General features: G+C 58.7%; 18 protein-coding genes. 13 read left to right on the top strand and 5 right to left on the bottom strand.

Annotated elements, in window-relative coordinates; genetic code table 11:
• Positions 1–149 precede the first annotated feature (149 nt).
• A complete protein-coding gene (locus HMPREF0308_RS09685) occupies positions 150–884 on the top strand; it encodes a fructosamine kinase family protein (RefSeq protein ID WP_034657394.1) in 735 nt (244 codons plus the stop codon).
• On the opposite strand, the gene nadE is transcribed toward HMPREF0308_RS09685, so the two are convergent.
• Complete coding sequence (gene nadE / locus HMPREF0308_RS09680; protein ID WP_005531110.1) at positions 881–1,726, bottom strand: ammonia-dependent NAD(+) synthetase; 846 nt, start codon at positions 1,724–1,726, stop codon at positions 881–883. The genes HMPREF0308_RS09685 and nadE overlap by 4 nt on opposite strands.
• On the opposite strand from nadE, the gene HMPREF0308_RS09675 reads away from it, so the two are divergent.
• The 5 genes from HMPREF0308_RS09675 (at position 1,725) to nrdE (ending at position 6,864) form a co-directional block, all read left to right on the top strand.
• Positions 1,725–3,104, top strand: a complete 1,380-nt coding sequence (locus HMPREF0308_RS09675) for a sugar porter family MFS transporter (protein ID WP_005531109.1) — start codon at positions 1,725–1,727, stop codon at positions 3,102–3,104. The two genes, nadE and HMPREF0308_RS09675, sit on opposite strands and share 2 nt — an antisense overlap.
• A 125-nt stretch (positions 3,105–3,229) precedes the next feature.
• Positions 3,230–3,352 (top strand): type B 50S ribosomal protein L36, encoded by a 123-nt coding sequence (gene ykgO / locus HMPREF0308_RS09670; RefSeq protein WP_003847162.1) that lies wholly within the window; start codon positions 3,230–3,232, stop codon positions 3,350–3,352.
• A 520-nt stretch (positions 3,353–3,872) separates the two neighbouring features.
• Positions 3,873–4,112, top strand: coding sequence for a glutaredoxin-like protein NrdH (gene nrdH / locus HMPREF0308_RS09665; RefSeq protein WP_005531104.1), 240 nt, complete (start codon positions 3,873–3,875; stop codon positions 4,110–4,112).
• Positions 4,113–4,138: 26 nt separating this feature from the next.
• Positions 4,139–4,570 (top strand): class Ib ribonucleoside-diphosphate reductase assembly flavoprotein NrdI, encoded by a 432-nt coding sequence (gene nrdI, locus HMPREF0308_RS09660; protein ID WP_005531103.1) that lies wholly within the window; start codon positions 4,139–4,141, stop codon positions 4,568–4,570.
• A 131-nt stretch (positions 4,571–4,701) separates the two neighbouring features.
• Complete coding sequence (gene nrdE, locus HMPREF0308_RS09655; RefSeq protein ID WP_005531102.1) at positions 4,702–6,864, top strand: class 1b ribonucleoside-diphosphate reductase subunit alpha; 2,163 nt, start codon at positions 4,702–4,704, stop codon at positions 6,862–6,864.
• Positions 6,865–6,969: 105 nt separating this feature from the next.
• Here the strand turns inward: nrdE and HMPREF0308_RS09650 are convergent, their stop codons facing one another.
• Positions 6,970–7,686, bottom strand: coding sequence for a FadR/GntR family transcriptional regulator (locus tag HMPREF0308_RS09650; RefSeq protein ID WP_034657391.1), 717 nt, complete (start codon positions 7,684–7,686; stop codon positions 6,970–6,972).
• Between the two features lie 378 nt (positions 7,687–8,064).
• On the opposite strand from HMPREF0308_RS09650, the gene nrdF reads away from it, so the two are divergent.
• The 4 genes from nrdF (at position 8,065) to HMPREF0308_RS09630 (ending at position 13,416) form a co-directional block, all read left to right on the top strand.
• Complete coding sequence (gene nrdF / locus HMPREF0308_RS09645; RefSeq protein WP_005531098.1) at positions 8,065–9,054, top strand: class 1b ribonucleoside-diphosphate reductase subunit beta; 990 nt, start codon at positions 8,065–8,067, stop codon at positions 9,052–9,054.
• A 506-nt stretch (positions 9,055–9,560) separates the two neighbouring features.
• Positions 9,561–11,276, top strand: coding sequence for an aa3-type cytochrome oxidase subunit I (gene ctaD, locus HMPREF0308_RS09640; RefSeq protein WP_005531096.1), 1,716 nt, complete (start codon positions 9,561–9,563; stop codon positions 11,274–11,276).
• Between the two features lie 237 nt (positions 11,277–11,513).
• Positions 11,514–12,683, top strand: coding sequence for a phosphoserine phosphatase SerB (gene serB / locus HMPREF0308_RS09635; RefSeq protein ID WP_034657429.1), 1,170 nt, complete (start codon positions 11,514–11,516; stop codon positions 12,681–12,683).
• The gene (locus HMPREF0308_RS09630) at positions 12,676–13,416 is read left to right on the top strand and encodes an aminoacyl-tRNA hydrolase (protein WP_005531089.1); all 741 of its coding nucleotides are present in this window, start codon (positions 12,676–12,678) and stop codon (positions 13,414–13,416) included. The genes serB and HMPREF0308_RS09630 overlap by 8 nt, the downstream gene beginning before the upstream one ends.
• Here the strand turns inward: HMPREF0308_RS09630 and HMPREF0308_RS09625 are convergent.
• The 3 genes from HMPREF0308_RS09625 to HMPREF0308_RS09615 form a co-directional block, all read right to left on the bottom strand.
• Positions 13,413–15,392: an ATP-dependent DNA helicase gene (locus tag HMPREF0308_RS09625; RefSeq protein ID WP_005531088.1), complete on the bottom strand. Its 1,980-nt coding sequence runs from the start codon at positions 15,390–15,392 to the stop codon at positions 13,413–13,415. The genes HMPREF0308_RS09630 and HMPREF0308_RS09625 overlap by 4 nt on opposite strands.
• Before the next feature lie 79 nt (positions 15,393–15,471).
• The gene (locus HMPREF0308_RS09620; protein WP_370445672.1) at positions 15,472–16,830 is read right to left on the bottom strand and encodes a nicotinate phosphoribosyltransferase; all 1,359 of its coding nucleotides are present in this window, start codon (positions 16,828–16,830) and stop codon (positions 15,472–15,474) included.
• Positions 16,831–16,890: 60 nt separating this feature from the next.
• On the bottom strand, positions 16,891–17,472 hold the full coding sequence (locus HMPREF0308_RS09615) for a CAP domain-containing protein (RefSeq protein WP_005531086.1): 582 nt from the start codon (positions 17,470–17,472) through the stop codon (positions 16,891–16,893).
• A gap of 107 nt (positions 17,473–17,579) precedes the next feature.
• Between HMPREF0308_RS09615 and clpS the strand changes: the two genes are divergently transcribed.
• From clpS to HMPREF0308_RS09600, 3 genes are read left to right on the top strand one after another with little or no spacing between them, the layout of a single operon-like run.
• Positions 17,580–17,930: an ATP-dependent Clp protease adapter ClpS gene (gene clpS, locus HMPREF0308_RS09610; protein ID WP_083280983.1), complete on the top strand. Its 351-nt coding sequence runs from the start codon at positions 17,580–17,582 to the stop codon at positions 17,928–17,930.
• Between the two features lie 17 nt (positions 17,931–17,947).
• Entirely contained in the window at positions 17,948–18,484 is a 537-nt protein-coding gene (locus HMPREF0308_RS09605) for a DUF2017 domain-containing protein (RefSeq protein WP_005531083.1), read from the top strand.
• Between the two features lie 3 nt (positions 18,485–18,487).
• Positions 18,488–19,474, top strand: a complete 987-nt coding sequence (locus HMPREF0308_RS09600; protein WP_050765435.1) for a P1 family peptidase — start codon at positions 18,488–18,490, stop codon at positions 19,472–19,474.
• Positions 19,475–19,477: the final 3 nt, after the last annotated feature.

The following is a 19,477-nucleotide window of genomic DNA, read 5'->3' as shown; positions in this document are numbered from 1 at the left end:
CTTTTTTGTTTTCCCACGGCAGAGGTGCTGTTTCGGCGCGCTGCTTTGGCATTGGATCTGCGTATCTGCCAACGAAGGTGTCAGTTTCTCGTTGGTGGGGCGCTTCGTTGTCAGTTATGCAGGTTTTGGGCCTAGGTAGTCTGGGCGCCATGGATGTTTACACCAAGAAAGTGCGCACCGCCGACCAAGCTGGCGCCGAGGCCGCTGGTCTGCGGTGGCTGGCCGAAGCCCGCCCCGACGTGGTGGTAGAGGTGACGGGGGTTAGTGCGACGTCGATAAGCACGCGGCGTGTTGTGCAAGCGACGCCAACCGCGAAAGCTGCCCGTGCGTTCGGCAGGGCGCTGCGCGAGGTCCATGAAGCAGGCGCCCCGGCATTTGGTGCGCCGCCAGCGGGATGGGAAGGCAAGAACTACATCGGACGAATCGAGCAGGACTGCACGCCCACCAGCGAGTGGGGTGAGTTCTACGTGGAGCAGCGCGTTTTACCCTTTGTGGAGGGCACGGATCTGCCAGGCGACGTCGCAGACGTAGTGCGCCGGGCTGCCGACGCCGTCCGTAGCACGCAGTGGGACGTGTCCCCAGCCCGCATCCATGGCGACTTGTGGGCGGGAAACGTGCTGTTCACGGCAGATAGTGCAGTGATGATCGATTCGGCAGCGCACGGCGGTCACCCGTATACCGACCTAGCCATGCTGGAGCTTTTTGGAACGCCCTTCTACGACGACATCCTCCGCGGCTACGGTGCCGGGGACGATGTGGCGACGTGGATTCCGATGCATCAGCTGCATCCGCTGGCGGTGCACGCGCTCACCCACGGACCGGTGTATTACCGGCCATTGGGTGCGGCAGCGCAGGCTACTTTGGAAGCGCTGGGGGAGAGCTAGCGCGCCAGCGTGTGCGGGCCCGGCGGCATGATGCGCTTGTGTGCGCCGCGGTACCAGAGTTCCTCGATGCGCTGGCGTGCGGCCGCGGGAACATCTTTGCCCTCGAGGTAGTCGTCGATGTGGGTGTAGGAGACGCCGAGTGCTTCTTCGTCGGCTAACTGTGGGCGGTCTTCTTCGAGGTCAGCCGTGGGGATCTTTTTCCAGGTGGACTCAGGAGCACCCAAGTGCTGGAGCAGCAGTGCGCCCTGGCGTTTGTTGAGCCCCTCGAGTGGGAGCAGGTCGGCGGCACCGTCGCCCCACTTGGTGAAGAACGCCGTGATGTTCTCTGCAGCATGGTCGCTGCCGAGAACGAGTGCGCCGACCTCGCCGGCGATGGCATACTGCGCGGTCATGCGCACGCGAGCCTTGACGTTGCCGCGGTTAAAGTCGCCGAGGTTGAACTCGCCGTTGTCAGAGTTGCCGAGTGCAGTGGCGACGGCGTCGTCAAGCTCCTTGGTCGCAGGGGCAATGTTGACCGTAAGGCGGTGATCCGGCTGGATGAAGTCCAACGCAATTTGGGCGTCGTCCTCGTCGGCCTGCACACCGTGCGGCAGGCGCACAGCCCAGAACTGAGTTTCCTCCACGCGCGCCACAGCAAGCTGTGCCAAGCGGCCGGCCAAAGTGGAGTCTTGGCCGCCAGAAATCCCCAGCACGAAGCCCTTCGCGCCAGTCTTGCGAAGGTAGTCTGCGAGAAATTCGACGCGTGACTCCACCTCTTGTTCTGGATCGATCAAGGGCTTTGTACCCAGGTTTTTTATGATGTTTTGCTGCAGTTGCGCTCCGGTCTGTGACATGACGCCCATGGTAGCGGCCTGTAAGGATAAACGAGTGAAAAATCATTCTTTCGTCAAAGCCGTTGCCATCGTTGCCGCGCTCGGTGGCTTGCTCTTTGGCTACGACACCGGCGTCATGTCCGGTGCTCTTCTGTTTATTGGCCCCGAGTTCGACATGAATTCCCACGAAGAAGGCTGGGTTACCTCCATGCTGCTCGTGGGCGCGGCTTTCGGTGCGCTCGTTGCCGGCCGCGTGGCAGATGCGTTGGGCCGCCGCAAGACGCTGATTCTCGGCGGCTGCGTCTTTGTCCTTGGCTCCATCTGGTGTGCCCTGGCCGACTCCGTATTTATGCTGGCCCTGGCGCGCGCGTTTCTCGGCGTGGCGGTCGGTGCGGTATCTATTGTCTCGCCGATGTACATTTCGGAAATCTCACCGGCGCGTGTGCGCGGGCGTTTGGTCTCGCTTAATACCTTGATGATCGTGGTGGGCCAGCTGCTGGCTTACCTGGTCAATTCCGCACTGGCTGGAACCGGCTCCTGGCGCTGGATGCTAGGTCTTGCCGCAGTCCCTGGTCTGCTGCTGGCAGTGGGCATGCTCTTCCTGCCCGATACGCCGGTGTGGCTGCTGAAGAAACGCAGAGTCGATGAAGCCTGGAAGCTGGCTGCGCGCGTGGGCATCCGCGGCACGGAACTCGGCACGGGTGGATCCGCGGATAGCGGAGCCGCTGGGGGAGCGGTTAAGCGTAGCGAGTGGCAGCGCCTGAAAGGGGAGCGTTGGCTCCAGGTTACCGTCCTGCTCGCAATGCTCATGGGGCTCACGCAGCAAATCACGGGTGTAAACGCGATTGTCTACTTTGCCCCGACCATGATGAATCAGGTGGGTATTTCCACCTCGAACGCGGTCTACACCTCGATCCTCATCGGCACCGTTTCCGTCATTGCCTGCTGGTTCGGGCTCAAGGCTGTGGACCGCATCGGGCGCAAGCGCCTGCTCATGATCGGCCTCATCGGCAATGTGGTTTCCTTGTTGGTGCTCTCTATCGCCTATCGCTTCGCCGAAGGCTCTACCACGATGGCTTTGGTTTCGCTGGCGTTCATGGCGCTATTCATTGCTTTCCAACAAGCTGCGGTCTCGCCAACGACCTGGCTGCTCATCTCGGAACTCGTACCCGTTGAGGTGCGCGGCATTGGCATGGGCATCGCGGGCCTGTCCCTGTGGGTGACTAACTGGGCGGTGGCGCAGTTCTTCCTGCCAATGGTGGACTGGTTGACTGGCCCGGTTGCTTTCATGGTCTTCGGTTTTCTTGGCATCTTGGCTATTGCCTACACCAAGCTGCTCATCCCGGAAACGATGGGGCGCAGCCTCGAGGATGTGGGCGATGAGATGCAAGAGCGATACGCTAATTAATCAGTGTTTTGGTTATGGCGCGCGCGTGGGGTAATATTTTCCCTCGTGTCATGGCCGAGCATCATCTCGGTCACGCTTTAATTATTCAACCGCATGATGTTTGCGCATAACGAAAGGAGCGCCCGATGAAGGTTCGCAAGTCGCTTCGGTCGCTGAAGAAGAAGCCGGGCGCCCAGGTTATTCGCCGCCACGGTAAGGTCTTCGTGATCAACAAGAAGGATCCGCGCTTCAAGGCTCGCCAGGGCTAAGAGTAAAAGGATTTACCTTCCAGACGCCTCCCCGGGACTTCGGTCTCGATGGGAGGCGTCTTTTTGCGTTGGGCTACGTTTGGGCGGCGTTTGGGCGGCGTGTGGGCGGCGTGTGGGCGGCGTTTGAGCACTGTGCTTGGCGACGCCTTCCTGGGGCACCGGCGGCAAGCGGTGCAGGTGGTACGTGAGTGGCTGGAGTGAATCATGGGTTAAAATTTAGGGGCTAATTGTGTTCTTGGTCATAGTTTTAGGTTACGGCCAGGTAAACCTGCAGGAAATCTCATCGGTGTAGTTACAGGGCTGATCGACCCTCGGGTCAACATGTGGGGTGTGGCCGGGTTGCATCCTGGGAATATCAGGCATGTAACTACTACATGTAGTGCCGTTTGCGGCTTTTGGGCACAAAGTATAGTGTCGTTGATGTTGCTCCGGAGGGCTTAGGGGAGCGCGATAAGCGCACCTGCTCGGCCGGAATCCCAGCACACTGCATACCTGAAAATCGCGTCAAAGGACTTCCCAAATGAGCATCACCCTCTACACCAAGCCAGCCTGCGTCCAGTGCAACGCAACCAAGAAGGCTCTCGACCGTGCAGGTCTCGAGTACACCTCCGTGGACGTTACCCTCGACGAGGAGGCTCGTGACTACGTGATGGCTCTCGGATACGTCCAGGCTCCAGTGGTTGAGGCTAACGGTGAGCACTGGTCCGGTTTCCGTCCAGAGCGCATCAAGGCCCTGGCTACCGTCGCTGCTTCTGCCTAAGCACCAGCTGCGCTAGGAGTTAAGCAATGCTGGTCGTGTATTTTTCCTCAGCGACGGAAAATACCCGCCGCTTTGTAGACAAACTGGGTCTGCCAAGCGCTCGCATTCCTTTGTATAAGAATGACGAGCCGCTTATCGTGAACGAGCCCTACGTCCTCGTTTGCCCCACGTACGGTGGAGGCGCTTCCATTAGCCACGAGAATTCGCGCCCGGTACCTAAGCAAGTAATTCGATTCCTAAATAATGAGCACAACCGCGGTTTGATTCGAGCCGTCATTTCTGGCGGCAACAGTAACTTTGGCGCAGACTTCGGTAAGGCGGGGGATGTCATCTCCGCAAAGTGCAAGGTCCCTTACGTCTATCGCTTCGAGCTGATGGGCTCAGATGAAGACGTAAAGATCTGCAGGGAAGGCCTCATCTCCCAGGCGGCAGCCCTCGGGCTGGACGCCGCGGCCTAAACCTTGAACAATAGGTAACTGTGAATCGAGCCAAGACGGCTCGGGCCAGTTACCTTACATATTTTCTCCACCATTTTCTCCAGCAGCGCTGCGGCGCTGTTTCACACCTCAAGAGAAAGGCTCCATCAGCCGTGACCACGCAATTGGGCAAGACCGTAGCCGAACCAGTAAAGCCAGAAGAACAGCTGGATTACCACGCGCTGAATGCATTGCTCAATCTCTATGACGAGAATGGAAAGATTCAGTTCGACAAGGATCGCGAGGCTGCGAACCAGTTCTTCCTGCAACACGTCAACCAGAACACGGTCTACTTCCACGACTTGGAAGAGAAGATGCGTTACCTGGTGGAAAACAAGTACTACGAGCCGGAGCTGCTCGAGCAGTATGACTTTGACTTCATCAAGTCCCTGTTTAAGCGCGCCTACTCCTACAAGTTCCGTTTCAAGTCCTTCCTTGGCGCGTACAAGTACTACACCTCCTACACGCTGAAGACCTTCGACGGCCGCCGTTACCTGGAGCGCTTCGAGGATCGTGTCTCCATGACTGCTTTGTTCTTGGCAGACGGTGACACCACCGTGGCTGAGCACTTGGTTGATGAAATCATGACTGGCCGTTTCCAGCCGGCCACCCCAACCTTCCTCAACGCCGGCAAGGCCCAGCGCGGCGAGCTGGTTTCCTGCTTCCTGCTGCGCATCGAGGACAACATGGAGTCCATCGGCCGTTCCATCAACTCCGCTCTGCAGCTGTCCAAGCGCGGTGGCGGCGTTGCCCTGCTGCTGTCGAATATCCGCGAGTCCGGTGCGCCGATTAAGCACATCGAGAACCAGTCCTCCGGCGTCATCCCGGTCATGAAGCTTCTGGAGGATTCCTTCTCCTACGCTAACCAGCTGGGTGCTCGCCAGGGGGCAGGTGCGGTCTACTTGAACGCCCACCACCCAGACATCATGAACTTCCTCGATACCAAGCGCGAGAACGCTGACGAGAAGATTCGCATCAAGACCCTGTCTCTCGGCGTCGTTATCCCAGATATCACCTTCGAGCTGGCCAAGAAGAACGACGATATGTACCTGTTCTCGCCATATGACGTCGAGCGCGTTTACGGCAAGGCCTTCGCTGACATCTCCATCACGGAGCATTACGAAGAGATGGTCGAGGATCCACGCATCCGCAAGAAGAAGATCAACGCCCGTCACTTCTTCCAGACCGTTGCTGAGCTGCAGTTCGAGTCCGGCTACCCGTACATCATGTTCGAGGACACCGTGAACAAGGCCAACCCGGTCAAGACCGGCTGGATTAACATGTCCAACCTGTGCTCGGAGATCCTCCAGGTTAACTCTCCGTCCGTGTTCGCCGATGACCTGAGCTACGAAACCATGGGTTCCGATATCTCCTGCAACCTAGGCTCGCTCAACATCGCGATGACCATGGACTCGCCGGACTTTGGCTTGACCGTTGAGACTGCTATCCGTGGCTTGACCGCCGTGGCAGATAAGACCGCCATCAACTCCGTGCCTTCCGTGCGTAAGGGTAACGATGACTCCCACGCCATCGGCCTTGGCCAGATGAATCTGCATGGATACTTGGGCCGCGAGCACATCGAGTACGGCTCTGAGGAAGGCTTGGACTTCACCAACGCCTACTTCGCGGCAATCATGTACGCAGCGCTGCGTGCTTCCAACAAGATCGCTCGCGAACGCGGGGAGTACTTCTCCGAGTTCCCACAGTCTGAGTACGCATCTGGCGAGTTCTTCGACCGCTACGATCCAGAAGAGTTCAAGCCACGTACCGCACGTGTGCAGGAGCTTTTCGACGCCTCCTCCATCCACACCCCAACCGCTGAGGACTGGGCGGCGCTGAAGGCGGACGTCGCCAAGCATGGCCTCTACAACCGTAACCTGCAGGCAGTGCCGCCAACGGGCTCGATTTCCTACATCAACAACTCGACCTCCTCGATCCACCCGATCGCTTCGAAGATTGAGATTCGTAAGGAAGGCAAGATCGGCCGCGTCTACTACCCGGCGCCGCACATGGATAACGACAATCTCGAATACTTCAAGGACTCCTACGAGATTGGCTACGAGAAGATCATCGACACCTACGCTGAAGCCACCAAGTACGTGGACCAAGGCCTGTCCCTGACCTTGTTCTTCAAGGACACCGCCACCACGCGTGACATCAACAAGGCGCAGATCTACGCATGGCGAAAGGGGATTAAGACCCTGTATTACATCCGCCTGCGCCAGATGGCACTGGAAGGTACCGAGATCGAGGGCTGCGTCTCCTGCATGCTCTAGAAATCGGCAGCGTCTAATCAGCAAACGAATCACGCCCCCAACCACCGTGAGTGGCTGGGGGCGTGATTTGGTCTTGTTGAGACTTTTGCGGCGAAACTATGGACTTTACGCGTTCTCGTCGACGCTAGCGCGTGCTTCGTCGAGGATGGAACGAGCAATTCGCTCGGCATCGTCAGGGCGGGAATTCTGGATCGCGTGCGCCAAGTCCTGGTGCAGATCGGAGGTACCGGCGATTGGGTTTCGCTTTTCAGAGCCGAAGACGGACTTGCCCTTGAGCATCGACAGAAGGGAAGGCGTCAAAGCGGCGAACATCTCGTTTCCTGAAGCATATAGAACCATGCTGTGGAAACGCAGGTCCGTCGCAAGCTCTTCGCCAACTCGGCGGGAAGGGTTGATCTCAAGTTCGTGGAGGCGATCTGCCAGTTCCACGATCTCTTGCTTCTCGGCCTCTGAGGCACGGGTAGCTGCCATACGAGCGGCAATAGGCTCGATGGCAAGGCGCAGTTGATTGAGGGAATCTAGCTGCTCTTGTCGGCCTTTTTCGCAGGCTAGACGCCAATTAATGATGGATTGATCGAAGACGGCCCATTCACTTAACGGCAACACAGTGATTCCAACTCGGCGAGATGAAGACACCATGCGCAGTTGCTCGAGTGCACGCATAGCCTCTCGGGCGACGGTACGGGAAATGTCGAAACGCGCGCAGATATCTTGCAGGGTAAACCGTTGTCCGGTTTCGATAGTTCCGCTAACAATTTCGGCCCCTATTTGATCGAGCACGGCGGTGAGCAGAGGAACTGGAGACTCGCTGGAATTAGCCACGGTAGGGGGCCTCCTTGTGCAGAATTTGAAAACTAAAAGCGCTTACCGGCAATTGAATGCGAAATCCATATCAAGAAAAGAATGGCCTTGAATTGGCACCCCTTCCATGAAACGTAAATACATCCTAAGGGATGCCAATGTTAACTACCCGTAAGAGCTGTAAAACTATTGAATTGCGTTCAATTTACCGCTTATTCTGGGGGTTAGGAAGCCTTCTTCTGTGGAATGGGTCGAAATGGCTGCCGAGGCGCGGTGCAGATCTGCTCAATTGCTGCTTTATGGAGCGTTGATACGGCTACCAGTGGCAATGCGTTTAGACCGTCGATTGAGTACGATTGAGCAAGTTAGAGTCCATTTAAATAAAGAGGTGGAAGCCCCTTGTCTCACGAGTATGACGAGTACATCGCAAGCCATGCGGAGCCAGTGAAAGCCATCAACTGGAACACTGTTCCGGATGACAAAGATTCTGAGGTGTGGGACCGCCTCACCGGTAATTTCTGGTTGCCTGAAAAGGTCCCAGTGTCCAATGATCTGCAGAGCTGGAAGACGCTTACCGAGCATGAGCAGCAGACCACTATGCGCGTTTTTGCTGGGCTGACCCTCCTGGACACTATCCAGGGAACCGTCGGTGCGGTTTCCTTGCTGCCTGACGCCAAGACCCCGCATGAAGAGGCGGTCTATACAAATATCGCCTTCATGGAGTCTGTGCATGCGAAGTCTTACTCCAACATCTTCATGACACTGGCCTCCACGCCAATGATCAATGATGCTTTCCGTTGGTCTGAAGAGAATGAGAATCTTCAGCGCAAGGCAAAGATCGTAATGTCTTACTACAAGGGTGCAGACCCGCTGAAGAAGAAGGTCGCCTCCACGCTGCTGGAGTCCTTCCTTTTCTACTCCGGGTTCTACCTGCCGATGTATTTCTCTTCCCGTGCGAAGCTGACCAATACCGCGGACATCATCCGCCTTATCATCCGTGACGAGGCAGTGCACGGTTACTACATTGGCTACAAGTTCCAGAATGGTTACAACGAGCTGCCGGCTGAGAAGCAGGAGGAAATTAAGGGATACACCTTTGATCTTCTCTACGAGCTCTACGACAACGAGATTGATTACACCGAGGATCTCTACGACGAGCTCGGCTGGACCGAGGATGTAAAGCGCTTCCTGCGATACAACGCCAATAAGGCGCTGAACAACCTCGGCTTTGAGGGGCTGTTCCCGGCTGACGAGACCCGCGTTTCCCCGGCCATCCTGTCTTCCCTGTCGCCGAATGCGGATGAGAACCACGACTTCTTCTCTGGCTCCGGTTCCTCCTATGTCATTGGCAAGGCTGAGGACACCACTGACGATGACTGGGATTTCTAAGAACTAGGAACCTCAAAGGGAAGTGGACGGCTTTATGAGCCGTCCACTTCTTTGGTTTTCGGGTGAATAAAATACTGAATAAAAGGTGGAATAGTTCACTGAAGTATTCTCTTTTATGCGGAAATCCCATTGGGCGCACCTATAACAGGTGAATTAGGCGAGCGGGAGGGACTCGCGGCGCCGCCCGCGAATCAACCTTAAGGATGATTACCTTAGGGGGTGTGTTTTCTCCTTCTGGCTCAAAGGTCCGAATAAAACTTGTGGCGAGGATCACGTGCTTTGAGGTGAGTTTTTGAGCTTATTGCAGAAACGCAGCCCGCGTGCTGGGGGTTCTTTAGTTGGGGTGCCTAAAAAACGGGGTTAACTAGCTTTGATGGGCATTGGGGAAAGCTGGAAATTTCACAGGTGAGTCCCCTAATATAAGTCGAGTAAACCTAGGTGTTGTGCCGACAGGTCCATTTAACCGGAGCTGGCGTGCATAACACTTGTTCTTCAGGAGGAATTAAATGACCGCTGTGGCGCCAAGGCTCGACGATTACGTCGCGCCAACTCGTCCAGAGCCGACTGGCAATGCCAAGACCGGCTCTAAGGCTTGGGTAATGCTCACCACCACCGACCACAAGCAGCTGGGCATCATGTACTTGATCATGTCCTTCAGCTTCTTCTTCCTCGGTGGCTTCATGGCCCTGCTGATTCGTGCTGAGCTCTTCAGCCCGGGTCTGCAGTTCCTGTCCAACGAGCAGTTCAACCAGCTGTTTACCATGCACGGCACCGTGATGCTGCTGCTGTTTGCTACCCCGGTTGTCTGGGGCTTCGCTAACTACATCCTGCCGCTCCAGATTGGTGCACCTGACGTGGCCTTCCCGCGTTTGAACGCATTCGGCTTCTGGATCACCCTGACCGGCGGTATCGTCATGCTGCTCGGTTTCGCCACCCCAGGTGGTGCTGCTGACTTCGGTTGGACCATGTACGTCCCGCTCGCTGACTCTGTCCACACCCCGGGTATCGGTGCTGACATGTGGATCGTCGGCGTCGGTGCAACCGGTGTCGGTACCATTGCTTCCGCAGTCAACATGATCACCACCATCCTCACCCTGCGTGCGCCAGGTATGACCATGTTCCGTCTGCCGGTATTCACCTGGTGTATCTTCACCGCTTCCGTCATCGCCCTGATGATCTTCCCGCTGCTGACCGCAGGTGCACTTGGTGTGCTCTACGACCGTAAGCTTGGCGGCCACATTTACGACTCCGGCAACGGCGGCGCGATCCTGTGGCAACACCTCTTCTGGTTCTTTGGCCACCCTGAGGTTTACGTCCTGGCACTGCCATTCTTCGGCGTTATTTCTGAGGTCATTCCGGTCTTCTCCCGTAAGCCAGTCTTTGGCTACATCGGCTTGGTCTTCGCGGTTCTGGCTATCGGCTCCCTGTCCATGGCTGTGTGGGCACACCACATGTTCGTTACCGGCGCTGTCCTGCTGCCGTTCTTCTCCTTTATGACCTTCCTCATCGCCGTTCCTACCGGCGTTAAGTTCTTCAACTGGGTTGGCACCATGTGGAAGGGCCACATCACCTGGGATACCCCGATGATTTGGGCAATGGGTTTCCTGTCCACCTTCCTCTTCGGCGGCATGACCGGCGTTATGCTCGCTTCCCCGGCACTTGACTTCCACTTGGCAGAGTCCTACTTCCTGATTGCTCACTTCCACTACACCCTGTTCGGTACGGTTGTGTTCTCCGCTTTCGCAGGCCTCTACTTCTGGTTCCCGAAGATGACCGGCCGTATGCTCGACGAGCGTCTTGGCAAGATTCACTTCTGGCTGACCTTCATCGGCTTCCACGGCACCTTCCTGGTCCAGCACTGGGTGGGCAACATGGGTATGCCACGTCGATACGCTGACTACCTTGAGTCCGACGGCTTCACCGTTTACAACCAGATCTCCACGATCTTCTCCTTCGTTCTCGGTGCTTCCGTTATCCCGCTGGTTTGGAACGTCTTCAAGTCTTGGCGCTACGGCGAGATCGTCACCGTCGACGACCCATGGGGCTACGGTAACTCCCTCGAGTGGGCTACCTCCTGCCCGCCGCCACGCCACAACTTCGTTTCCCTGCCGCGCATCCGTTCTGAGCGTCCGGCATTCGAGCTGCACTACCCACACATGGTTAAGCGCATGCGCGAGGAAGCACACTACGGCCACACTACAAAGGATTCCGGTGCTCACTAAAGCTATAGGCTGAGACACCTAACTCCTGGCAAACCGCCTCCCCAAAAGCACCACGCGGTGCACTGGGGAGGCGGTTTTGTGATCTCTCCCGAACAAGTGGGCTTAGTTGAGTAACAGAACAGGCCGAATAGCCCCAATTCTTTCCAAAAATATGTCTTGACGTGCGATACTGTGCACGTGGAAAACCAAACTGAAAACAATGTCACGCACGCACAGGCTCCTGAACCAGCCACCAACCTGGATACCTTTGCCGTCATTACGACCTCGGGGCCAGATAAGCCGGGCGTGTCTGCGGCATTCTTTCGAGTGCTGTCGTCGCACAACATCGAACTGGTCGACGTCGAACAAGCGATCTTCTCTGGCCGCATTTCGCTCGCAGCTTACGTGCGCCTCGATAGCGCGCGTCTAGAGCAACTAGAGCAGGGACTGCGCAATACCCTGAGCATCTACAACCAAGTCATCAGTCTCGATATCAAAGCGGATGAAACGACTTCCCGCGCGCGTTCGACCCACTCGGTTGTCATCCTGGGGGAAAGCGTCACAGCGCGCACGATGTCGGCAGTCGCACAGGAGCTAGCAAACTTCGACGCCAACATTGATCGCATCCGCGGCTTGTCTACCTATCCGCTGATGGGTTTCGAGCTCTTTATCAGTCTGCAGGGCTCTGGGGACCCCGTGCGTTCCGCGCTGGCGCAGCTATCGAAGGAACTCGGCGTCGACATCGCAATTGAGCGTGCCGGCCTTCAGCGCCGCGCTAAGCGTCTCGTTTGCTTTGACTGCGACTCCACCCTTATCACCGGCGAGGTCATCGAGATGCTTGCCGCACACGCGGGTAAGGAAGCAGAGGTCGCTGCCGTAACCGAGCGTGCCATGCGCGGCGAGCTCGACTTTGAAGAATCTCTTCGTGAACGTGTTGCCACTTTGGCTGGGTTGGACGCTAGCGTCATCGACGAGGTGGCCGCGCAAATTCAGCTTACGCCGGGTGCTCGCACCACAGTGCGCACTCTCAACCGCATGGGATACCGCACGGCGGTCGTCTCTGGCGGCTTCATCCAAGTGCTTGAAGACTTGGCAGCGGACCTGCAGTTGGATTACGTCCGTGCCAACACGCTCGAGATCGTCGACGGCAAGCTCACCGGCCGCGTCATAGGCAAGGTCGTTGACCGCAAGGCCAAAGAGGAGTTCTTGCGCGAGTTCGCTGCAGACTCAGGTTTGCGCATGAGTCAGACCGTTGCGGTGGGCGATGGCGCTAACGATATCGACATGATTAGTGCCGCTGGCTTGGGAATTGCCTTCAACGCAAAGCCAGCGCTGCGCGAGGTCGCGGATGCGTCAGTCAGCCATCCATACATGGATGAAATCCTGCAGATTCTCGGAATCCCAGCTGAGGAGGTCGTCAGTGAGTGACCCCGAGTTACTGCGGGTAGCCCACGAGCGGCTGGTGCGAGCTTGCGATGATCGGAGCTGGCGAGAAGACCCTGAGGATCCCGATCGCCCTGAGACCATCCAGGCCATGCAGCTGGCGCTGAACCTGCCGAAGGAGGATACGCCTGCACGCTCGGTGGTCCTAGAGTCCGCCGCGCGTGCCGTCGTGGCGCTGTGCTTAGACGACCGCGCCGGCCAGGACTCAGCCTTTGCTGCGGCCCTGGGCCAGTGGTACGGCCATCGTATCCGCAAGGTAGCGCGTCGCGCGCGTAACAAGGCATGGACGGACGTTCAAACGGTCCCCGGTGTCACCGTAGATAATATCGCCCGCGCCTTCGTACCATCGGCGGTCTCCGAGGTAGATCCGCTCGTGCGCAAGCTCCAGATCGGGCACACCGATCTGGAAAAGGATGAGCCAGGAGCCCCGCTTGGCGACGCTCCGGTAATCTACGTCGATTCGAGCCTTGAGATGAGCGCAGGAAAAGCCGCGGCCCAGGTGGGCCACGGCTCCATGTTGTTGGCTGCGAAGATGAGCTTCGAGGAAGTTAAGCGATGGGCAGCACGCGACTTCGTGCTGTCTGTGCGCGAGATCGACTCTGAGGGCTTCCTCCGTGCGTGCGCAGCGCCTGGGGCAGTCGTGGTGCGTGACGCCGGATTCACCGAAGTTGCGCCCGACTCAGCTACGGTCTGCGCGTTGCGCGCGCCGCTGAGCTAGCGGTCCGTAACGAGGCGCTGCAATGCCCCCTGGACCACCGTGGAGTCGGTGGTCTGCCAGAACTGCGGCATCGATGCCTTGAGGAACCCACCGTAGCGTTTGGTTTCGAGGCGGTTATCGAGGACTGCGACGACGCCACGATCAGTAACTGAACGCAGCAATCGCCCAGCCCCCTGTGCCATGAGGAGTGCCGCATGGGTTGCGGAGACCTCCATGAAGCCGTTGCGTCCAGCGGCCTGGGCGGCTTCGGTGCGCGCCTGCATGAGGGGATTGTCCGGGCGGGGAAACGGGATTCGGTCGATGAGGACCAAAGAGCAGGCGGGGCCGGGCACGTCGACGCCCTGCCACAAGGTGAGGGTGCCAAAGAGGCAAGAATTCTCGTTCTTAGAGAAACGCTCCACCAGCGCGCCGATTGAGTCCTCGCCTTGGACGAAGACGTCGAAAGGCAGCTTTGGTTTGAGCTCTAGCGCAGCCTGCTCGGCAGCACGACGCGAGGAGAACAACCCTAGCGTGCGCCCGCCGGCGGCCATGATGAGCTCGCGCATCTCCTCGATGGTCTCCGGTGCAAGGCCATCGCGGCCGGGCTGTGGCAGATGCTTGGCCACGTAGAGAATGCCCTTCTTAGCAGGATCGAAAGGATAACCCACGTCGAGTGAGTCCCAGGTTCCCTTCGGCATGCCCCACTGCGCGGCCATAGCATCGAAGCGCCCGCCGAGCGCCAAGGTCGCGGAGGTAAGCACCACGGTCTGTTCGCCGAAGAGCTTCTCGTGCAACATGCCGGCGATGGAAAGCGGTGCCACGGCAAGGGTGTCGGTGAAGCTGCGTTCGTCGCGCTCGAGCCAAACCACGTCTTCGTGGGCCGAGGGGTCCCCGGTGGCAAAGACGTCAAGGATGCGGGCTACGGCCTCGGCCATGGTGGCGAGGTGGTTGGCCAAGTTCTGGCGCTCAGCAAACTTCTCCGGATCATTGGCCTGCTCGCCTTCGGGCGTCCGGGCAATTGCCTCGCGGCATTCGCGCAGGGTGTCGCCTAAGGCAGTGAGCTGAGACTTGGCGTTGTCCGGCATGTCTGTCCAGCGGCCAGGCCCGAATTCGCTGAGGAGGATGGTGAATTCATCGGCGAGTTCCGCCAAGCGCTGGTCTTTGCCGTTCGCGCCCAGGCTCTTGGCACGGTTGGCAGCCATCTTGATGGCGCGGGCGGTGATCTCTGCGGTGGACACCGATGTGATTCGGCCATCGAGCTCGTGGGCCTCGTCCACGATTACTACCTCGTGCTCGGGAAGCACGTTGACGTCAGAGACGGCGTCGATTGCCAGTAGCGCGTGGTTGGTCACCACGACGTTGACGTCCGCGGCCTTGCGGCGAGCCAGTTCGGCGAAGCACTCCTCTCCGTGAGGGCAACGCGTGGCACCGAGACACTCCGCGGAAGTTACCGATACCTGGCGCCACGCCAAGTCCGGAACACCTTGGTCCAGATCGTCGCGGTCGCCAGTCTCGGTCTCATCAGCCCAGTCGTAGAGCCGCTTGATGTGGCGGCCTAGACGTGAGACTTCGTGCTCTTCGAGCAGTTCGCCTTGTTCCTCAGCGAGCTCGTCGGCGCGTGCCACTTTGTTGAGGCACAGGTAGTTGGAGCGTCCCTTCATGATTGCGAAGGTGGGCTTGGACTCCATGACGGGCTCGAGAGCGTCGACAAGCCGCGGCAAATCGCGCTCGACCAGCTGACGCTGCAGTGCCAGTGTCGCTGTCGAGACGATGACGGTGTGCCCGGTGTTTTGGGCGTGACGAATAGCGGGCACCAAGTAAGCAAGGGACTTACCAGTACCGGTGCCGGCCTGGACGGCTAAGTGACGCTCGGATTCCAGGGCCTTGGTGACGGCGTTAGCCATTTTCAGCTGCCCCTCGCGGCGCGCGCCGCCGAGGGATTCAACGGCGGCGTCGAGAAGCGTCTCAGTGCTTTGGTTTAAAGGCTCGTCACTCACTCGGTCGAGTCTAGCGCAGCCGCAGAATCTTTCAGGAAGCCCGCAAGCCCAGGCTCTTCCAGGTAACTTTCGTGACCAACTAACGCGAGGTGGGCTTAAAACCCACCATGCGGGTTGGCACTGCCGGCTCGTCACGGGTCAGCGCGAGGCCTTCCCACGGCAAGGTGGTGATTGCCTTGGCCCGGTACTCGCGGGATTCCTGCAGGGTGGGCAGGTCCTTGACGATCTCGCCGTCGCGCATCAGCGGGACGGTGATCTCGCGCGCGCTAAGAGTGCCCGTCTCTGGGTCTGGGGCGCCGAATGGAAGCACGAGCTCCTCCACGGCAACACCCGTGGAGCGGTAGGTACGGATTGCGCGCTTGGCGCCGCCTTGGGACTTCTTGGAGGAGGAACGCTTCGCCACCGGGTGGCCCTCAACCTCAACGACCTTGTAGACCATGCCCGCGGTAGGGGCACCGGAGCCGGTGACCACGGAGGTGCCGACACCGTACACGTCAACTGGGTCGCCTCGTAGTCCGGCGATGGCGAACTCGTCGAGGTCGGAGGAGACCACGATCTTGGTGTTGTGGTTGCCTAGCTCGTCGAGCTGCTTGCGCACACGGCGAGTCACAGGGCCGAGGTCGCCGGAGTCGATGCGCACGCCGCCGAGCTCAGGGCCGGCCACCTTTACTGCGGTCTCGACGCCCTTGGTGATGTCGTAGGTATCGACCAAAAGCGTGGTCTCTACGCCGAGGGTCTCAATCTGGGTGCGGAAAGCTGCTTCCTCATTAGGGGTGCCGTCTTCGTTGACGTGTGCGAGGGTCCACGCGTGTGCGGCAGTGCCGGAGACTGGGATGTCGTAGCGGTAGCCAGCCTCGAGGTTCGACGTGGCCTGGAAGCCCGCGAGGTAAGCGGCGCGAGCTGCGGTTACTACAGCGTACTCTTGGGTGCGGCGCGAGCCCATCTCAATGATCGGGCGGCCATCGGCAGCGACCACCATGCGGGATGCGGCGGAGGCCACGGCGGAGTCGGAGTTCATGATGGAGAGGATGACCGTCTCCAGGATGAGGCACTCGCCAAAAGTACCGCGCACCGTCAAAAGCGGGGAGTTAGGGAAATAGATCTCGCCCTCACGGTAGCCATCAATCTGCCCAGAGAAACGGTAATTGCGCAGGTATTCCTTAGTCTGCTCATCCAAGAAATCCATCTGGGCTAGTTGTTTTGCGGTGAATTGGAAGTCACGCACTGCGCGTAGCACGCGCTCGGTTCCAGCCACCACACCATAACGGCGCTCGTTGGGGAGGCGGCGTGCGAAGACCTCGCAGGCCACTTGACGATGCGCAGAACCGTCCTTGAGCGCCGCTTGGAGCATGGTTAGCTCGTATTTATCAGTCAGCAGCGCGGTAGAGCGATCGGTAGTGGAAGGATGGCTAGGGATAGTTTCGGAGATGTTAGTCACATCGCAAATGGTACCTAGCGGGTGATTGCCTTGCAGCTATTGCTCCCAAAAGAGGTAGATCTATTTTTCCAGCTGAATGACCACGTACACCTGGCCGTTGGCGTAGGCGGTACCCACGGCAGCGAAAGTAGCGTGCGGATCGCGCAGAACCGCGACGTGTTCAGGCGACTGGCGCCACGCCTCGATGAAGGCGTAACCACTGGCTTTGCTCAGGGGTAGATGGTGCTGGACCATCGAGACATTTTCACTGGTGAAGCTCTCTGTCCCGGTTGCTGCGTTGTACTCTGCCTTCTTGCGTGCTGCAGATTGGCGGTCAATCCACGGGGCAAGTGGTGCGCTCCCTGCATCTATGCGCCATTGATTGAGGGCCTCGTTGATATCGATCGCAATTGCATCGAGTTGTAGCTGAATCTCTGGAGAAGGCACCTCGTAATGGTTGTCGGGCGAGTCTTGAGAAGAACCACTCGGATCTCCACCGCCAGGGGCGCTCGATGTGCCTAACCCGATGCCCGCCATGATGATTGTGCCGAGAAGCGCCACGACGGTGATCACGCCTTGTGCAAGGTGCACGATCTCTTCATGGCTAGGCATGCGGCCTTCCCGGATAGCCGTGAATGCGGGTGGAATTGAGGAGAGGTTCATCGTTGGGTATTCCTGAAGCTCGGGGAAACATGAAATACAGTGAGAATCCCCGTCAGTCTATCGTGAATTTTCAGTGTCGGGGGCGAAAATTGGTTAGGGTAGAGGGCATGAATCCGCACTTTGCCCAATTAGTTGCCCTGCCAGGCGGTGGAGTCCGCCTCGGGTCACCGATGGCTACTCCTGAACTGGATGAGGCCATTGAGGTCGATGTTGCATCCAGCGAAAACCTGCCTTGGATGTGCATCGTTTGGGATGATCCAGTCAACCTGATGAGCTATGTTTCCTACGTCTTTCAGACGGTTCTGGGCTATGACAAAAAACGCGCCAATGAGCTGATGATGCAAGTCCACACCGAGGGTAAAGCCGCGGTGTCCACGGGCGAGCGTGACAAAGTAGAAGCCGACGTCAAAAAGCTCCAGATCGCTGGCCTTTGGGCCACGATGCAGCAGGCGGGCTAAGGGAGTAACTACAGCTAATGCAGGCTTGGAAAAAGAAGAAGTCGCTCATGCGTGCGGCCAAGTTCACCACCGTCTTGGAGCCCATGGAGCGCGAGGTTTTAGGTGATCTCACGGCCACCGTCTCGGAAGCAATCATCGCCCGTGCACAGTCCGCCCCCAAGGACGAACTGGCACAAATGCTGGACATGCCCACCGGCCACACAGAAGCTCCAGAGGATCCTTCCCTGGCGCGCCTGTTCCCAGACTTTGAAAAACCTGGGGACGAAGAATACGACGGCGATAATTCGCTGCTGCGTTCCTTGCACGAGAATGACATCGCCCGTGCGAAGCTACAGAACCTGCAGGTCATCAACGCCGCACTCGGCCCAACCGGTGGGGTAGAGGTCACGATCTCCGAAGAGGAAGCGCATGCGTTCCTGATTGGTCTCAATGATCTGCGCCTTTTCGTTGCCGCCGGTGACGTCCCCGAGGAGTCGATGCAGGATGACCGCGACACATTGGTGGAATGGCTGGCTTATTGCCAGGATTCCCTTCTCCAAGTGTTGATGGGATAGACAGTGTCTGACGTACCATCGCCTGCCACAACGTCCGGCCTCTTTGGTCCCACCGGAGTGTCGATTGGCCACGTCAGCCACAACAACACGGGCGTGACGGTTCTGTACTGTGGCTCGCAAGGCGCGGTCGCTAGCATCGATGTGCGTGGCGGCGGACCAGGCACCCGCGAGACGGATCTGCTGGAACCACACAATACCGTCGAGCGCGTCCATGCCATCACGTTGGCGGGCGGCTCGGCCTTTGGCTTGGCTGCTGCTGACGGCGTTATGCGCGAGCTGGAATCCCAGGGAATTGGTTTCCCGGTCCTTGGCGAGGGCAAGCCAGGTCCGCGCGTTCCCATCGTGCCCGGCGCGGTCATCTTTGATTTGCTACTGGGTGACGAGCGCCCCACCGCTGAAGATGGCGCGGAGGCGGTAAAGCGCGCCGTCGCCAAGCATGATGCGTCAACCGGAACCGTGGGCGCGGGAGTGGGCGCAACCGCCGGAAAGATGCGCGGCGGCTTTGGCTTGGCCGAGCTGCCAGTGGAAACCCCGCAGGGGACCTTCGCTGTGGGTGCCGTGGTGGTGGCCAATCCGGTCGGTAGCGTCGTGGACCCGCGCACGGGCCGTCTGTTCGGCGCCCCAGATGAGCAGGCAGTGAACCTGGAGCGTTTCGCGGTGCTGCGTCACCCGGCGGAGTCCAAGCTCAACACCACCATCGGAGCTGTGCTTTGCGACGCCCCACTGACCAAGGCCCAGGCCAAGCGCTTGGCGCTGACAGGGCACGATGGAATCGCACGCGCGATTCACCCGGCGCACTCGCCGCTGGACGGGGATACGCTCTTTGCACTGTCGACGGCGTCAGATACCGCAACGCGGGGCGTCGACACCCTAACCATGGCAGCGCTGTGTCAGGCTGCGGCCGAAGCCGTGGAACAAGCAATCGTTGTGGCAATTGTGAAAGCTAATCCTGGCCTGGGATTAGAGACTTATTCTTCGTTGCTGGACTAGAGT

Source organism: Corynebacterium striatum ATCC 6940 (assembly GCF_000159135.1).
Classification (GTDB): domain Bacteria; phylum Actinomycetota; class Actinomycetes; order Mycobacteriales; family Mycobacteriaceae; genus Corynebacterium; species Corynebacterium striatum.
The sequence above is the reverse complement of the archived record's forward strand: the minus strand, read 5'-3'. Positions and strand labels throughout refer to the sequence as shown.

Excerpts from the sequence above, each read along its gene's own strand:
- HMPREF0308_RS09685 (WP_034657394.1), top strand. The coding sequence starts at position 150 with ATGGATGTTTACACCAAGAAAGTGCGCACCGCCGACCAAGCTGGCGCC.
- HMPREF0308_RS09675 (WP_005531109.1), top strand. The coding sequence starts at position 1,725 with ATGGTAGCGGCCTGTAAGGATAAACGAGTGAAAAATCATTCTTTCGTC.
- nadE (WP_005531110.1), bottom strand. The coding sequence starts at position 1,726 with ATGGGCGTCATGTCACAGACCGGAGCGCAACTGCAGCAAAACATCATA.
- ykgO (WP_003847162.1), top strand. The coding sequence starts at position 3,230 with ATGAAGGTTCGCAAGTCGCTTCGGTCGCTGAAGAAGAAGCCGGGCGCC.
- nrdH (WP_005531104.1), top strand. The coding sequence starts at position 3,873 with ATGAGCATCACCCTCTACACCAAGCCAGCCTGCGTCCAGTGCAACGCA.
- nrdI (WP_005531103.1), top strand. The coding sequence starts at position 4,139 with ATGCTGGTCGTGTATTTTTCCTCAGCGACGGAAAATACCCGCCGCTTT.
- ctaD (WP_005531096.1), top strand. The coding sequence starts at position 9,561 with ATGACCGCTGTGGCGCCAAGGCTCGACGATTACGTCGCGCCAACTCGT.
- HMPREF0308_RS09615 (WP_005531086.1), bottom strand. The coding sequence starts at position 17,472 with ATGAACCTCTCCTCAATTCCACCCGCATTCACGGCTATCCGGGAAGGC.
- clpS (WP_083280983.1), top strand. The coding sequence starts at position 17,580 with ATGAATCCGCACTTTGCCCAATTAGTTGCCCTGCCAGGCGGTGGAGTC.
- HMPREF0308_RS09605 (WP_005531083.1), top strand. The coding sequence starts at position 17,948 with ATGCAGGCTTGGAAAAAGAAGAAGTCGCTCATGCGTGCGGCCAAGTTC.